The 16071-nt window shown below is 50.7% G+C and carries 17 protein-coding genes; 5 read left to right on the top strand and 12 right to left on the bottom strand.

The annotated features are described in order from the left end of the window. Window positions 1-407 precede the first annotated feature (407 nt). The 5 genes from H8K43_RS18220 to H8K43_RS18200 all read right to left on the bottom strand — a co-directional run bounded on the left by H8K43_RS18220 (window position 408) and on the right by H8K43_RS18200 (window position 6794). Window positions 408-3221: an ATP-binding protein gene (locus tag H8K43_RS18220; protein WP_186905174.1), complete on the bottom strand. Its 2814-nt coding sequence runs from the start codon at window positions 3219-3221 to the stop codon at window positions 408-410. A 5-nt stretch (window positions 3222-3226) separates the two neighbouring features. Then, entirely contained in the window at window positions 3227-3937 is a 711-nt protein-coding gene (locus tag H8K43_RS18215; protein WP_186905173.1) for a hypothetical protein, read from the bottom strand. Further along, complete coding sequence (locus H8K43_RS18210) at window positions 3934-5277, bottom strand: hypothetical protein (protein ID WP_230404102.1); 1344 nt, start codon at window positions 5275-5277, stop codon at window positions 3934-3936. Before H8K43_RS18210 ends, H8K43_RS18215 begins: the two co-directional genes overlap by 4 nt. A 141-nt stretch (window positions 5278-5418) precedes the next feature. Next, on the bottom strand, window positions 5419-5751 hold the full coding sequence (locus H8K43_RS18205) for a hypothetical protein (RefSeq protein WP_162021457.1): 333 nt from the start codon (window positions 5749-5751) through the stop codon (window positions 5419-5421). A gap of 119 nt (window positions 5752-5870) precedes the next feature. Further along, the gene (locus H8K43_RS18200) at window positions 5871-6794 is read right to left on the bottom strand and encodes a LysR family transcriptional regulator (protein ID WP_186905172.1); all 924 of its coding nucleotides are present in this window, start codon (window positions 6792-6794) and stop codon (window positions 5871-5873) included. A gap of 206 nt (window positions 6795-7000) precedes the next feature. On the opposite strand from H8K43_RS18200, the gene H8K43_RS18195 reads away from it, so the two are divergent. The 3 genes from H8K43_RS18195 to H8K43_RS18185 all read left to right on the top strand — a co-directional run bounded on the left by H8K43_RS18195 (window position 7001) and on the right by H8K43_RS18185 (window position 9072). Continuing rightward, a complete protein-coding gene (locus H8K43_RS18195; protein ID WP_186905171.1) occupies window positions 7001-7651 on the top strand; it encodes a DsbA family protein in 651 nt (216 codons plus the stop codon). A 252-nt stretch (window positions 7652-7903) separates the two neighbouring features. Further along, a complete protein-coding gene (gene msrA, locus H8K43_RS18190; protein ID WP_408058564.1) occupies window positions 7904-8434 on the top strand; it encodes a peptide-methionine (S)-S-oxide reductase MsrA in 531 nt (176 codons plus the stop codon). Window positions 8435-8559: 125 nt separating this feature from the next. Then, window positions 8560-9072 carry a lysozyme gene (locus tag H8K43_RS18185; protein ID WP_186905170.1) on the top strand — a complete coding sequence of 171 codons (513 nt, stop codon included), beginning with the start codon at window positions 8560-8562 and terminating at the stop codon, window positions 9070-9072. A 35-nt stretch (window positions 9073-9107) separates the two neighbouring features. Here the strand turns inward: H8K43_RS18185 and H8K43_RS18180 are convergent, their stop codons facing one another. The 6 genes from H8K43_RS18180 to H8K43_RS18155 all read right to left on the bottom strand — a co-directional run bounded on the left by H8K43_RS18180 (window position 9108) and on the right by H8K43_RS18155 (window position 13386). Further along, window positions 9108-9743 carry an SRPBCC family protein gene (locus H8K43_RS18180; protein ID WP_186905169.1) on the bottom strand — a complete coding sequence of 212 codons (636 nt, stop codon included), beginning with the start codon at window positions 9741-9743 and terminating at the stop codon, window positions 9108-9110. A 30-nt stretch (window positions 9744-9773) separates the two neighbouring features. Then, entirely contained in the window at window positions 9774-10382 is a 609-nt protein-coding gene (locus H8K43_RS18175) for a dual specificity protein phosphatase family protein (protein ID WP_222611084.1), read from the bottom strand. Then, on the bottom strand, window positions 10379-10849 hold the full coding sequence (locus tag H8K43_RS18170) for a hypothetical protein (RefSeq protein ID WP_186905168.1): 471 nt from the start codon (window positions 10847-10849) through the stop codon (window positions 10379-10381). Before H8K43_RS18170 ends, H8K43_RS18175 begins: the two co-directional genes overlap by 4 nt. Window positions 10850-10859: 10 nt before the next feature. Beyond that, complete coding sequence (locus tag H8K43_RS18165) at window positions 10860-11987, bottom strand: MGDG synthase family glycosyltransferase (protein WP_186905167.1); 1128 nt, start codon at window positions 11985-11987, stop codon at window positions 10860-10862. Window positions 11988-12166: 179 nt separating this feature from the next. Beyond that, window positions 12167-12802, bottom strand: coding sequence for a pyridoxamine 5'-phosphate oxidase (gene pdxH / locus H8K43_RS18160; RefSeq protein WP_186905166.1), 636 nt, complete (start codon window positions 12800-12802; stop codon window positions 12167-12169). Between the two features lie 53 nt (window positions 12803-12855). Then, window positions 12856-13386, bottom strand: a complete 531-nt coding sequence (locus tag H8K43_RS18155; protein ID WP_186905165.1) for a hemerythrin domain-containing protein — start codon at window positions 13384-13386, stop codon at window positions 12856-12858. 115 nt (window positions 13387-13501) lie between these two features. On the opposite strand from H8K43_RS18155, the gene tcdA reads away from it, so the two are divergent. Together tcdA and H8K43_RS18145 are read left to right on the top strand one after the other, a co-directional pair. Further along, on the top strand, window positions 13502-14305 hold the full coding sequence (gene tcdA / locus H8K43_RS18150; protein ID WP_186905164.1) for a tRNA cyclic N6-threonylcarbamoyladenosine(37) synthase TcdA: 804 nt from the start codon (window positions 13502-13504) through the stop codon (window positions 14303-14305). A gap of 70 nt (window positions 14306-14375) precedes the next feature. Further along, window positions 14376-14867 (top strand): chemotaxis protein CheW, encoded by a 492-nt coding sequence (locus H8K43_RS18145; protein ID WP_230404101.1) that lies wholly within the window; start codon window positions 14376-14378, stop codon window positions 14865-14867. A gap of 49 nt (window positions 14868-14916) precedes the next feature. On the opposite strand, the gene H8K43_RS18140 is transcribed toward H8K43_RS18145, so the two are convergent. Then, window positions 14917-15696 (bottom strand): energy transducer TonB, encoded by a 780-nt coding sequence (locus H8K43_RS18140; protein ID WP_186905163.1) that lies wholly within the window; start codon window positions 15694-15696, stop codon window positions 14917-14919. Window positions 15697-16071 lie beyond the last annotated feature (375 nt).

The raw sequence follows: 16071 nt of genomic DNA, 5'->3' as shown, positions 1-16071 counted from the left end.
CCATCCCGAACAGGACCGTGAAACGACTCTGCGCCAATGATAGTGCTGCAACCAGTGTGAAAGTAGGTTATCGTCAGGCTCCCTTTAAAAACCCCTCGTTACAGTAGTAACGGGGGGTTTTGCTTTAGGCGCTTTGGGCTTTAGGCTTTTAGGTTCGCTTCATGTGCTCTGCGCTTTGCTTGTAGGTCTGAGGATTGGGCTTTGAAGGGCTGTATCCAGACTGCACATGACGGCAAGCAGCTAACAGCCGAAGAGCAAAAAACATGAAGTAAAAAACCAAAGCCAAAACCAAAGCCAAAAAACAAAGGGAGAACGCTTGCGCGTTCTCCCTTTGTTTTGATTTGTGTAGTTTGATCAGGTTTGCACAGGGCTTGTAAAGGTGATTAAAAGCGATTCACACTGCAAACTCAATGAGCCCGCTGTTTGCGTTGCAATACAAAGATAGGCTGCGCCCACTCTGACTCCTTTTTCTTTTTACTTGTGATCAGTGTCAGTTCCGAAGGATCATACACATCCGTGTTGTGAGTCAGCGGTGTCGTCATCAGATACTGTGCATCGGTGTTTTTAAGGAATTCACCAACCAGCTGGATATTACGGATGTCCAGATGCGCAAAAGGTTCGTCGATAAACACAAAACCACCCGAGCCATCTTCTGACTTCAGCAGACCTATCAGCAATATCAGTGACTTCATCACCTGCTGACCACCGGAAGCTTCGCCGTCATTCATGCCTATTGGGCCTTTGCCATCGAATTTAAAGCGTACATGCAAACCTGCCTGTGCTAGCTGAATATCATCGTTTTCCAGTTTCACAGGATCGGTGTGTACTTCAATACCGGCCAACTCACCCAGCTGGCGTATATTTTTGCTGTAGGCTTTGATGGTGTAACGCAGTCTGTCCATATAGGCCGCACGTGCATTGATGGTGGCTTCTATCGCCCGGTTATTTTGATAGCGGCGCTCATCCGTTTCTGCCTGACGTCCCTGCAGCAAGGCTTGCAGACGGGTAAACTGATCGACTACCGTCGCATCTGTTTCCCAGTCATCGCGCGCCAGATTATTGCTCAGACTACGGATACGCAGTTCCACCTGATGGACATTCTCATGTTCTGCAACCAGCTCATGACGATGGCTGCTACGCTTCCAGGCAGCAGGCAGATTGTTCCAGGTCTGCCGCATCTGGCGTAAAGTATCGAAGTGATGTTGACGCTCTTCGCTATGGCGTTTTTCCAACGTGCGGCTTTGCGCTTCGGCATCCGCGATGGCTGCTTTTGCCTGCTCCCACTTCAACTGTGCCACCGAGCGTTGCTCTGTTGCCGCTTTCAACAGCGGTGCGATTTCGCCCAGACGGCTACCAACTTCTATCCTTTGTTGTTTCAAAGGCTGAGTATTCCGGCTAGCTTCTTCGAATTCAGCATGTCGTGCACTGAGTTCTTTTGCCGCATCCACGCCTGCCAGACGCGCTTTATAGGCGCTGATTTCTCCCGCCAGCTGACTGATTTGCATAGTCAGCACATCTTCCTGTGATTGCAGGCGGGGCAGGGCTTTTAACAGCGCTTCCAGTCGCTGGCTGCGGCCTGCATTACCAAAGCGGTAGCGTGAGACTTCGACAAATAAAGAGCGGCCGCCACGTCGTTCAAAATGATAGGCATCCGGTGTGATCCATTCCTGCTGGCGTGCCAGCTTCATGCCGCTGTCAATAGAATCGACTGTGACTATGCGTTGTAATTGCTCGATCAGCCAGGCGGGTGCCTGAGCGGTGAAGTTGACTACAGAGAGCAGGCTCTTATCTTTGACGACAGGCGCACTGATGCGTTCCGGTACGATGAAGTGATTGTATTTTTGTTTTTCACCGATGCGATAAGCAGCGCTGGCATCACTGGCCTTATCCAGCAAAATGACTGAGGTATAGGCGCGCAGCACACCCTCAATGGCGGCCTGCCATTTGGGTTCTGTGACCTCTACGATATCGGTTAGCATGCAGTGAGCGATATCAGCTTCCGACAGTGCACGCCGCATTTGCCGCACGTTCTCCGGCTCCGGCATGGAAGACTTACCCTGTAACGCAGCGATCGTATCCATGTCGCTCGCGATGCGCTGATTTAAGGTATCGCGTTCCTGCTTGAGGCGGGACAGACTGGCTTCTTTGTTTTCCAGATCGTTGGCGATATGCGCGACATCTGCATCCGCTTCAGCAGCCAGCTTTTGCAGACGGGTTTTCTGTTCGAGCAGACTTTCCTGGGGCTTGAGTTTTGCATTAATCTGCTGCAGTTTTTCACGCAGCGCTCCTTCCTCTGCCTCTAGCGTGGTTTCGGCCTGCTTGGCTTCGCTCAGCAATTGTGCTTGCTGCGCTAATTGTTGACGACGACCAGACAGCGCCTCATCCTGAGTTTTCAGAAAACGGCGTGAGGCACGTAGAGCATCACTGGTGGTCGCTGCTTTCGCCAGATCTTCGTGATATTGCAAGGTAGGTAAAATCGCTTCCTGCAAGTCGCGTTTTTCTTTGTTCAGACTCTCGTATTGATGATAGTTCGCGACTTTGAGGCGTAAGCCTTCCAAATTGGCTTTAGCCGCTTCCAGCTCAGTTTCAAATCGTTGTAATTCCAGTTCAGTATCCTGCTGATGATGTTTGGCATCATCATAGGCATCCAGCACTTCTTTATCACCGAATACCTGAAACACCAGGTCGAGTAACTGGCGTGGAGAATACTCACACAATTTATCGGTTTCACCTTGTTCCAGCGCGAGCACTTTGCCCATCGCATTAGATAAACCCGCATGCGACAGACGTTTGCGATAGCTTTCTACACCCAGCCAGTCATTGGCATCAATGATGTCTTCGATATCGACTTTACCGCCGCGCATCAGATACTGACGCTTCCAGTCACCGCCATTTTTTTCTATCTTGCAGAACAGCGTGACTTCATCTTCATACAAACCGGACAGGCGGAAGGGACGGTTAGAAATCTGTGGCCCCACCGCGCTGTTATCCACGACAGCGCGCAACCATGCGGTTTGCTGGCCAGAATGGCGTGCATAGTGTTTATACGAGCGGCCCATCGAGCATTCCAGTCCAAACAAGGTGCGTAAGGCATCCAGCAGCGTTGTTTTTCCTGATCCGTTTTGGCCGGCAATGGTGATGATTTTTGCATCCAGCGGGATATTTTTAATACGTTGCCAGTAATCCCAATGAACCAGTTCAAGTGATTTGATATGAAACATGGTGCTTAATTTTCTTCTGTATCGGTTGGGCCAGGCATATCGGAGTCTGCAAGTTGATCGGTGTTAGCGATGATGGTTGCGGGTGTCCGCGCTACCGGGATATGGAAAATATCCGAGAGTGCACCATTGATGATGCGGTCTTTCAGAGTGTCGGTATCCATCAGCAGATCAAGCAAGGGACCTTCCACGATCAGATCCGCTTTTTTCTCGACAAAGCCCAGCCTGACCAGTTGACCGAGATTCATATCCATGCGGGTTTTCTTGCCCAGTTTGTCGCCGAAATCGGCCAGCAAAGCCCGATAAGAAATTCCAATTGAGGTATCTTCCGCGCGTGGCAATGGCTTCTCTTTGCCGAACATATCGTTCTGATCTTCTTCCGCCAACTGATGCGCTTCTTGCCGCTCACGTTTCGGTAAGATGATCAGTGACCACAGCACCACCAGTAAGGCGACGCCATCGCGTGCCAGACCAAAATTATTATTTTGCCAGGTGTCTTTGGTGCCGAATACTTTGGATTCACTATCCCGTGTGAGCGCCAGCGTCACATGGTCAGCATACACATTATCGACAAATTTCATGCCACAGGCTTTGAGTCGTGTATCCAGTTCTACGCGGAACAGTTCATCGGATAAGGCGCGTTTAACCAGTTTGTCTTCACGGCGCAAAGTTTGATGCGCGAGCAGTCGCGCAATCAGAATTTGTACATCTTCAGTCATGGTGTTTCCTGAATAGGGGAGGCTGCAGTTGGTGTATCGTCTGCGCGTGGCGCAGCGACCAGACTGGCAATGGAAATCGCAGCGAGCTGCGTATCATTGAGCTTCTGCATTTTGTCTTTGGACTGAAATATCAGTGGCAGCCGTGCCAAAGTGCCGGTTGCACCTTGCAAGGCAGACTCATTGGGATCACCCAGTAAAGGCAGCATGGAGGCGCGGTAAGACGCAACTGCAAAGCTGGCGGGCAGCAGCAAATCCTGGAGTGGAACACCTTTTTCACCAGGCTCGATATTGCTCAGCAAGTCCAGCCAGTGATCGAGTTCATGCAGTGCATCGTCATTGTCATTAGCGATAGAAACTGCATTTTCACCTGCCGGTAAAGCACCGGCCAGCGCTGATACACGGTGGCTCAGCAACTCACTTTCTGCCACGTCTATCATTTCTGAAGGCGTGATAAACAGGGGCGTCACCGGATGTGCGAGGGCCTGATCTGCCAGTGCGGCCAGGTCCTCTTTTTGCAGCAGCCAGGTTTTGATATCTGTAGTAGATAAGCCCGATTGGCCGAGATGTACCCGCTGTCTTTCTATCTGATTCAATGCGCGCGAAAACATGCCCTGCATATTCAGCAGCGCACTCTGGGCGCGTCCTATCGCCTGAGCTGCTTTGTGAGTCGCCGCATCAGCGCGTTCATCATGGGTAATGGCATGAATAATCTTTGAGCCTTTTTCGACCCAGTCGCATGCGGTATGCCATTTCTTTTGCGCTGCGCGTAACTGAAATTCTGAGCCGGACGCGATCGCGTCTGAAAATTCCTCAGTCAGTTCTATCAGTCGTCCCAGCAAATGATGTAATTGTTCGACCGATACGCCACCGACCGCCTGTGCACCGGCTACCTGGGTCAGCATATAACTCATTTCCGCCTGGTCATTGTGTTCCTCGACCTGTATCAAGGACTCCAGTGCAGCCATCACATTTCTTGCTGTCGGCGTGATGCGATAAACCCCGGCGCCGGAATCCCAGGCCAGCAGGCCATTGCCGCGTAAGCGCGATAGTACGGTTTCCAGTGCCTCTGGTTCCAGATAAGCCAGTTTGGCATTGATATCCGCACGTGTTAAAGACGGCGATTCCACATCGGCCGCCAGTTCGCGCAGCACCAGCAGACGTAACAGCACTGCATTAAACCCACCGTGAAACAATGCGGTAAAAGCCTGTAACACAGGCTGGGCACGTTTAAGTGGGAATACAGCGGAAACGTCGTCGGGTGAAATTCCTGCTTTGAAATACGTCTGCAGCGCGAGGTCATCCCCGGTCTGGACGTGAGCGTCGTCACTAAAATTTTGCATACGGCATTTTACCCGCTTGCAAGAGGCTTGAATATTGTTTTAAGTGAAACTTTTATGCATGATTACCTATGCCTGAGACTGGTCAGGATGTCAGTCAGGAACACTGCGAATGTGTCGCTAAGGCTTTCGCTAAGGCAGTCGCTATTCCAGTCTGCTGCGTGGATAGCGATAACTGATCACGCGCTGATGGATATGCTCGCGTTCTTCCTTCGACGCGCTTAACATGCGTTGCACTGCATTGCGTGGCACCCGGAAATAACGGCGGCGGTTTTCCCGCATATCCATGGTGCGCCATCCGTGGCCAGTCAGCCAGTCCCATTGCTCGTAGTCGATGGGGAGAAACAATTGAATCTTGATTTGTTGATTAACGATAGTCGCGCCGAATGCCGGCTTGGGCCCCGGCGGTGGCAAACTACGTTGCTGGCGTATACGGAATAAGCTACGCAGACAGTCTTGGATATCTGAGATGTTCATACCATCCTGAAATGCAGAAAAAAAGTTTCTGCATTGTAGACGGATTTATTGTTACTGCTGCAACTAGCTTGTAATGCTTTGTAAGTGATGTAAAACCGGCAGCGGGTGCCGGCTCAAGCTCAGCTCTGTAGCGGCGGCAGCCACACTTTGTTCTCGAGATAGCGGGTCAGCGCTGTGATAGCCGCCTGTACTTTGGGTGGTTGCAGCTTGCGCTTTAATGTCACCGCAAAAATTCCACCACCATGTAGTTTCCAATCTGGTAGCAAGCGTACCAGGCTGCCCTGCTGAATTTCATCGGCAACTGTGAATGAAGGTACTCGCGCAATTGCATAAGAGTGCACACACATTGCGACCATGGTAGTGACGCTGTCGGTCATCGCATATGCTTGCATAATAACTTTTTCCTGATGGCCATCCAGGTGCTGCAGACTGAACTGGCATGGGTCATTGAGTCTGGTCAGGCTGATCATCTTATGTTTTTGCATTAGTTCTGCCGGGGTTTTTGGTACGCCGGCTGAGCGTAAATAAACTGGGCTGGCGACCAGAATTTCATCCAGATCAGCTAGTTTACGCGCAACCTGTGCAGACTCCCTTAACCAGCCGGAACGGATGGACAAATCGATCTGATGTTCAGCCAGATCTATGATTTGATCGGAAACGCGGATATCCAGCATCAATTGTTTATGGTTCGCTGCCATAGGACCTAGCGCAGGAAGCACGATACTGGTGGCGACATCAGAGGCGCAGGCTATCCTTAAGCGACCACTGATTTCGCCTGAATGTTCATGAATGATCTCTTGTGCTGTCTCTGCAGTCGACAGCATGTCGGCACATTTTTCGTAAAATTCCTGGCCAATTTCAGTCAATGACAGACTGCGGGTTGTTCTGTGCAACAAGCGTACGCCAAGTTCATCTTCCAGTTGTGTAACTGCGGCACTAATGACAGAGGTTGTTAAGTCCTGCGCTCTGGCTGCTGCTGAAAATGAACCGTATCGTACCACTTGTGCAAATATGGCCATGCGGCGTAGTTGGTCAAATTGCATAACGCTGTTTCCTTCTTTTGAGAACAGTATCTAAACTGAGCTTAAAAGATTTGGAAATAGCAAAGTAACTTTTTTTGCAATTGTTATCAATTTAATTAATAAGATTATTTCACTAAACAGAAAAGTGATTTTCACTAATATCACTAGGTCCCGCATCTTGTGCTGATTACAATTACTTACATCCTGCTTCTGTAGAGATAAAATGTATGAGCATCAAGCTGCATTTAATTTTTGATCCACTATGCGGATGGTGCTATGCGATGCAGCCTTTTTTGCGTGCCAGTCAGACTTATTTCGAAGGCCGCTTGAAATTAGAGTTCCATCCAGGCTTGCTGTTTCCTGAGCCCATGCCAATCTCGTCTGAATATCGTGAACATATGCTGAATTCGGATGCAAGAATTGCTGCACTGACTGGCGTTCCATATGGCGAGGCCTATGTGAACAAACTGATGCGGGATCATGAGCTCAGCTATCATTCGGTGCCACCTGCCATTGCGGTTTTATCTTGTGACCGGCAGTCAGTAAATCTCGCGTTATTGATGCTGGAGAGAATTCAATATGGACATTATGTCGAAGGACAGGATGTGTGTGACTTGCAAGTTCTGGCAGCTTTTGCGGAAGAATTAGATTTCTCGAAGACAGCCTTTCTGGATAGTTATGCGGAACTGGTTCAGTGTATCGCTGAAAAAAACAGCACCTGTCAGGAATTACAGCACAGTGTGGGTTGCAGTGGATCACCCAGCCTGATACTGGAAATAAACGCTAAGCGGCGCTATCTGAATCCCAGTCTTGCTTACCAGGCGCCACGCCAGATGATCCTGCTGATAGCGCGACAACTGCTGCATCATCAATCTTAATCCAAGTTTAATTCATCGTATCTTCATTGCTACCCAAAATCGTTCAAGGCGATCAATAATTTGGTGAATGCAAGCTTCAATTCACAAGCAGCACTGCAATCAGCTTCGATTCAATAACGGCGACTGCCTGACGCTAGCTTGAAGCAAGAAATGACAACCTCTGTCAGAATAGCTGACAAAGATTTTTTTTGCGATGATTTGCATTTCGTGCATATCATGCAGATCAGAACGTCTATCTGGGAGGAAATGACTATGCGCGAATCAGCGACTTTGGGTGGCGGTTGTTTTTGGTGTTTAGATGCTGTTTACCGACGTATTCATGGTGTGCTCAGCGTCGAGTCTGGCTATAGCGGTGGACAGCTTCATCAACCTAGCTATGAACAAATTTGTACCGGCAAAACCGGGCATGCGGAAGTGGTCAGGCTCAGCTTTGATCCCGCCATCATCAGCTATCGCGAGATACTGGAGATTTTTTTCTTAATTCATGACCCGACGACACTGAATCGTCAGGGCAATGACGTAGGTACCCAATACCGCTCCGTGATTTACAGTCACAGCCCTGAGCAGCATGCAATTGCTGAATCCGTCAAAACCGCTGTGGCTGAACACTGGGACGCACCTATCGTGACTGAGCTAGCGATGGCACCCATGTTTTACCCGGCAGAAGACTACCATCAGGATTATTTTACCCGGCATCCTCAACAGGGTTATTGTGCTTTTGTGGTCGCTCCTAAGGTGAGTAAGGCACGTCAGGCCTTCCAAAAATTTTGGAAAGAGGGCTGATATTTTTTCGCATTTGAGGATGGGTTTTTGTTAATATTCTTCCTGCGAAACAAGTGCTTATATGTAATTTTTCTGCGCTATCGTTACGCCTCTGTATTTTTTCTAATTCAGCCGGAGAGTGAACTATGGCGTTACGCAATGTGAATCAGGCTACGCTTGATCTGGTTCAGCAGTACGAAGGAATTCCAGATGGAAATTCCATCACGCAGAATATTGATCCCTATCTGGATCCGGTTGGCATCTGGACCATAGGCTGGGGCCATGCAATTACATTTCAGGGCCGTTTTTTAAAAGGTGAAGCGGACCGCGCGCAGGTGCTGGCTTTGTATCCGCAAGGTATCACGATGGCGCAGGCACAAAGTCTGCTACAAAGCGATTTGATGAATGCGGGCCGGGATGTCTCATCGGTGGTCAGCGTGGCCTTGAATGACAACCAGTTCGGCGCCTTGACCAGTTTTACTTTTAATCTGGGCATAGGCAATCTGAAGAGTTCGACCTTACTCAAAAAACTGAATCAGGGTGATTATCAGGGCGCTGCTGATGAATTCGGCCGCTGGGTGATGGCCGATGGCAAACCTTTCCCCGGCCTGGTGAAGCGGCGCGCAGCAGAGCGCGCCTTATTCCTGAAGCACTGCTGAACCATCAGCCAGGGCTTGTTAACACATTGAGCGGATTAGCGTAGTTTAGTCCGCAGCGCTTCCAGCATTTTCGGGATACTGTCTTTACTCATGCTGTCGACGATCCAGCCCAGCCCTAACGGAACCGGTCCCGGATCGGTTTCCACCACATAGCGCACCACCGTCTTTTGTGTGTCATTGCTGACACTGCTGAGTGACCAATAGCCTTGCGTGTCTGCGATGGTTTCTTCCTGTTTTAAGCCTTCCCAAGGCAGCATTTTCCAACTCAGATGGCAGTTAGTGCCAGTCTGTTTAGGTGTCATCCTGAGCCGGTATTTTTTGGTTTTACCCAAAGGCAGTGACAGTGTGAAATCCACTTGCGAGGCATTGTCATTCAGTTTGACAACGCTGACTTTGCTGGTATTTGGCATAAAAGACGGATAGCTGTCATACGCCATAATTGCCGCACATACTTGCGCGACTGGTGCATCCATCAGAGTCGCAGCTTCAAACCGTTTAGCGCGGCTGTCGGCTTTGCTTAAATCCAGCAACTGAACACTGTGATTGATTTTGCTCAGTTCTATCTGTTCTGCCTGGCTGCTTTGACATAACAAAAACAGACTGGACAGGCCGACTAGTGTGCGTGTGCAGATTGTGCGCTGTAGCGGGACAAGGTAGCGATGACTATTCATAGAAAAAGAAGTGAACTTATAAAGACAGAATTAGGGAAGATTGACGCCCTGACGGATTTTTTCTACATCTACCCGGCGCAGATAATCAGGTATGTTTTTCCACATGCTGTGATAGCCGTAGCCACCCTGAGTCAGTTCTTCCAGCGCCTGTTCCTTGCTCCATGACTGATACAGGATGCGGTACATCGCAGTGATCAGGCCGGTACGGTCTGCACCGTGCTGGCAGTGTAATAACACCGGGCCTTGCTGCTGTGCGCTGCGCAAAGTGCGCAAAGCCAGGATGACATTGTTATCGTTGATATCCCAGGTATTGATGCCGATACGCTGCATGCGTATGCCACTGTTTTTCAGTATCTGTTCATCCGAATGAAACGCACGCAGACTGACCACCGTTTTGATACCCAGGGCTTGCAATGTAGGTAGTTGTTCTGCCTGTATCTGCGCACTGCGATAAAACGCATCGTTCACTTTGAATAAATTGGCAGTGCTATCGACCGCTTGCGCCCATTGTTGCGGACGCTGGATTGCGGTCGAGGTTTGAGTCGCAGCCCCGGCTGCGACGGCATTCTGCTGCCAACTGAACAAACTCAGGCACAGTGCCAGCATCAGGCCGCCGGTACGCAAATCGTAGCGCATCATTTTCTCCGGTACGAAAGATAAAATAAAACAAAAGCCGCCGCGCTTCCCAGCCAGTAATCGACCGGCAAGCCCCACCACCAATGGTGATGCCAGGGCACAGTTTCCGGGCGCAAGGCATGCCAGCCAAAGGCAGGATTCATAATGAACCAGCTTGCATCTTCTATGATCCAGAACACGATGATGCAGGCTATCGTACGTGCCTGTAAGGCCAGAGACCATTGCTGCAGCATAAACATAGGGAAGTGAAAAAACATCGCGATCAGCGGAAAGACCCAGGCATGGTAGCCGGTCATGGCACGCCCACCCCAGAACAGATCAAGCAGCCAGTGTTGTTCTATGCGCCAGGTCGGCAAATTCACGGCCCAACCCGCGCTGCCTTCTATCTGGATTTCTACCTGGGCAAAAAATATCGCCAGCAAGGCAACCCAGCTCAGGGTGAGCAGTATCGAGTTTCGAGTAGATTTCATGCTTACTCCATTACAGATCAGCCGTTACCATTGCGAGTACGCGTGCAGCAGCATCCGGTTTGCCCAGCGCCTTGGCGCGCGAACGCATAGCGCTGAGTCTGGCCGTATCGTTCAGCAGGTGCTTCACGCGATAGGCGAGGCTGATGTCATCATAGGCTTTCAAAGCCACGCCTTGCTCCAGCAGAAAATCTGCATTGCGTTCTTCCTGACCAGGTATCGGCGAGTTCACGATCATAGGCAAACCCAGCGCCAGACATTCAGAGGTAGTCAGGCCACCGGGCTTAGTAATCACCAGATCTGAGCATGCCATCAGGCGCTCCACCTGCTTGGTAAAACCTTGCGGGAACAGGCGGCCAGGGTAGCGTAGCGCCAGTGTTTGCAAGGCTTGCAGCGCAGCTGCATTTTTACCGGCCAGTGCAATCAGTTGAAAGTCGGGCTGTTGACTTAATAAGCGTGCCGCAACCTGATCCAAACCGCCCAGGCCAGCACCGCCTCCCATCAGCAAGATAGTTGTGCGCTCAGCTTGCAATCCAAACTCTGGGGCACAGCTTGCACGTTCCAGTTTTTGCTGGAACGCAGGCATGATGGGGATGCCGGTGACGTGAATTTTTTCCGCCGGAATTCCATTCTCCAGCATACGGTCTGCGACTTCTTCGCTGGCTGCAAAATAGCCTGCCATATGTTCATGTACCCACATACGGTGCAGGTCAAAGTCGGTGACTTGCACCCAGACCGGGCAATGCAAACGCTGTTTGCGTATTTCGCGCGACAACATCTCAGCGGGTAAAAAATGGGTGCAGATAATGGCGTCAGCCTGAAACTCTTCTATCGCTTTCAGCAGGCTGCGTGCATTCAGGCGTTCCAGTGCACGACGCAGTTTTTCCGTCGTACTGTCGCTTTGTGCTTCGTTACTTGCATGGTAGAGATAGCCCCATAATGCAGGCGCCTTATTGACCAGCTTGATATAAAAATCGGTGTAGATTTTACGAAAACCAGCTGTCACAAACTCCATCGCATCCAGATGCAGTACGTCGAACTGGCTGTCCTTGAGCAGCGCTGCACTGCGTATGGCCTCAGCTGCACGTTGATGTCCGGCGCCCGCAGAGACGCTCAGTAAAAGAATTTTTTTCTTGCGCATGGCATGCCACCAAAAAGTCGGAATCGGAGAAACAGGTGGGCAGAATACCATGCACTTGTCAATATCGCCATTCAGTAAGTGTAAGAGATCGCGACATAGATCAGGGTAAAAATGGGAACATAAAAAAAACGGCCTGCCCTATGACAGGCAGGCCGCAGCATTGCTTATTTCAACCTGAATCAAGGTTGCAGGCGCGAGATGCTCCAGCTGTGATCCGCATTGCGGGTGTAGACGATGCGGTCATGCAGGCGTGAGGCACGACCTTGCCAGAATTCCAGACGCTCGGGAATCAGGCGATAGCCACCCCAGTGTTCCGGGCGCGGCGGCTGATCGCCAAATTGCGCAATCACAGCTTGCAGTTGCTGCTCCAGGACTTCGCGACCAGCCACAGGCTGACTCTGATGCGATGCATTCGCGCTTTGCTGACTGCCCAGCGGGCGGCTATAAAAATAACGGTCGTTTTCTTCAGCAGTGATTTTCTCTACCTTGCCTTCGATGCGGACCTGGCGTTCCAGCGCGGTCCAGAAAAACAGCAAGGCCGCATGGGGATTTACGTCCAGATCACCGCCCTTGGCGCTGTCGTAATTGGTGAACCAGCAAAAACCACGCTCATCAAATTCCTTGATCAGTACGATGCGCGATGATGGGCGACCCTCAGCATTGACCGTCGCCAGGCTCATGGCATTCGCTTCCGCCACATCGGCTTTCAATGCCTGTTGAAACCAGATGCCAAACTGCGCAAACGGATCGGCCTGCACATCGGCCTCGGATAAACTCGCTTGTTGATAATCTTTACGAATGTCAGCAATAGACATAGATTTCCTTGTTAATTAAAAAATCAGCAGTGCTGGTCTTTGCGCTGGCCAGCTCAGGTGATGCCACGCCGGGCTTGCATCGATGCGCCCAGCTGTTTCATTTGCGCCTCGCTCAGCACTCTTAATGCCATCGGTGCGATCTGCGTTTCCTCGATTTGCATATGCGCCTGATACAGGGTGGTAAAGTCGTCTACGTCTGAGGGCGATAAATCGTAGCCGCTGCCATCTTCCAGCGCTTCCAGCTGAACCTGCAATATCTTCCATTGCTGATCCATTTGCGCATGGTGCTGCATTATCGTTTTGCTCAGCTCGTTGAGTAATTCCGCATCAGCGCCACTCACCGTCGCCCGTAAGGCTGGTAACAGATCGACTTCTTCATCCTGATGATGCAGCGGTGCCGCTTTGATGAAGTATTTCAGCACTGCTTTGGCAGCCTGCTGCACACTCTCATCCACGCCCCGGTCTGGCAGATAATTGACTAATTTATCCAGCGTTGCCAGTTGTTTGCGGATACGATCATGGCAATGTTTTAACACGGCGATAGGCGTATCGAAACCGGGTGCAGCATCAAATAAAGTGCTCATAGTGACTCCTTTGGGAGAAGCAAGTTCGCATTATGCAGTAGGTACCTGGTACGTGCTTGCGTCATATCAAGCGCGCTCTTGTAAAATGTAGTCTGAATTCACCATTACTTCAATTATGCAACAAGATTTAGAAATTGACTTTGAACGTCGTTTTGGCGGTGTCGCACGCTTGTATGGCAGTGCCGGACTGGCACGTTTTCAATCCGCACACATCTGCGTGATCGGCGTCGGTGGCGTGGGTTCCTGGGTGGTCGAGGCGCTCGCACGCAGTGCCATCGGTCGCATCACCATGATAGATCTGGATAATGTGGCGGAATCGAATATCAATCGCCAGATTCAGGCCACCACCGATACGCTGGGCAAAGCAAAGATTACTGCGTTGTCGGAAAGAATACGGCTGATTAATCCAACTTGTCAGGTTACAGAGCTTGAAGATTTCATTACAGCTGATAATCTGGAACAAATGTTGTCGTCGTCTTTTGATTATGTGATCGATGCGATTGATGACGTGAAAGCAAAAACGGCGTTGATCGCGTACTGCCGTCAGCACCAGCTTCCTTTAATCACGATAGGCGCGGCTGGTGGACAAACCGATCCGTCGAAAATAGAAATTCGCGATTTGTCGCGTACTGAGCAGGAACCTTTGCTGGCGCTGGTACGTAAGCGTTTGCGGCAGAATCATGGTTTCCCGCGTGGCACCAAGAATAAGTTCGGGATTGATGCTGTGTTTTCTATGGAAGTGCTGAGCATGCCAGAGACAGCCGAGCTGTGTGAGGTGGATGCCGCTGCGGCAGAGAATGCCGGGATTACCGGCCTCAATTGCGCAGGGTTCGGATCCTCCGTAGTGGTGACCGCATCGTTTGGACTCATGGCCGCAGCCCATGTGCTGCGTAAGTTGGCCGGCTTAGATCAGAAATAGAGCAGAAATAGAGCAGTAACTACGTTTAGCATAATCTTGACGATGGACTGAACTTTTCAGGGAGTGAGCAATGAGTGAAGCCGTATTGCAGGATGAAGCTGTACAGGATGGTACAGGTGAGCAGGAGTATCTGGCATTTCGGCTGGGGCCGGAAGAGTATGGCATACATATTCTGCAGACCCAGGAAATCCGTAACCTGGAACCACTGACGCGGATTGCCAATGCGCCGGACTATCTGCGCGGCGTGCTGAATCTGCGTGGGGTGATCGTACCGGTGGTCGATATGCGCTTACGTTTTGCGACCGGTGAGGCCAGGATGGATGAAGCGACCGTGAATATCATCCTCAATATCCGTGGTCATGTGATCGGTATGATGGTCGACAGCGTATCGGATGTGGTTACACTGTCTCAGTCTGCCATCAAGCCGCCGCCAGAACTGGGTTCGGTATTTTCCACTGACTTCATCACCGGTCTGGGCGAAGTAGATCAGCGTATGTTGATTTTGCTGGATATAGACAAGCTCATGAGCAGCCCTGAGCTCGGTTTGATACAGCCTGCCTGATGTGCATACCGGGCCGCATAGACTGCTGCCCGGTATGTGACGGCCACGGTTATTGATCCAGTTTAAAGCTGAATTCAGCAACCGTGGTCTGCGCCTTGGAGACAGGTGCGTATTTCCATTGGCTGGCGGCCGCAATGACTTCTTTATCAAACATTTTTGGTGGTCTGGCCTTCAAAATTTCAACCTGGGATACCCTGCCATCCGCCTCCACATGTAGTCTGGCACTCACGCTGCCTTCGGCGATACCGGCGCGCGCCGCAGCGGTCGGATATTTGGGTTGCACCCTGTTTAGCAATTTCAAACTGGTGTTTTGTTCTGGCTCAGTTGCTTTGGCGACCGGAGCGGGTGCCACAGTGGCTGGTGCGACTTCCGGTGCTTTGGTGGCTGGTGCTGCGGCGGCAGTCTGCACGGGGGCAGGCGTGGCTTGTGCCGGCGCCTGAATTGGGGTCACCGTTTCTTTGATAGCGCTGGTCGCAGTTTTAGGCGCTGCAGCTTTGCTTTCCAGTGCCTTCTTCGCGTCTGCTGCCTGTTTTTCTTTTGCTTCGCGCGCCAGTTTTTCTTCTTGTGCGATTTGTGCCGGTGTTTTCTTGGAAGCCTGATCCATCCACTTGGTCACGTCGGCGGTATGCGCATGTTTGACCGGGTCTTTCACCAGTCCGGTAGGTTGCGCATTGTTGCTGCTGGCAGCACTGGCAGCACTGGCGGCATCGGCTGCCGGTGCAACTGGTTCAGGATCTTTGGAACAGGCGGATAACAACATACTGCCGCAAACAAAAACAAGTGCTGGCGCAGCCATGGCTGGCCATGCCTTATTGACTACCTTCTTCATATCTCTCCACTCACAAATTTGGTTTTTTTATTTCTCAGGACTTAAACAAAAGTGCTGCAGCGGCATGATGCTTGTCTGTGGTATCAGTCATCGTCATCGCTTACCGCAAAAAATCGGCAAAAGTCCTGTTCTGAATCTGGCATAGCAGCGATCTGCGTCGGCTTTTTACTATGGAAAACTGGCTCACTCAGCACAGCATGATTCAGTATGCATACGGTTTATATTGAAACTATGCTGCCACGGAAATTTTCTTATCGCAATATTCAATGAATAACAATTTTCATTCCTGCCTGCTGCAATGCTCTGTTTTACCTAGCAGGGATCGTGCCAATCAGAAATATAATGTGTGGTAATTTTGCCGCATAGACAGATACA

This window comes from Cognatundibacterium curvum (assembly GCF_014284235.1).
Lineage (GTDB): Bacteria > Pseudomonadota > Gammaproteobacteria > Burkholderiales > Burkholderiaceae_D > Undibacterium > Undibacterium curvum.
This window is presented reverse-complemented; position numbering and strand designations above follow the sequence as displayed.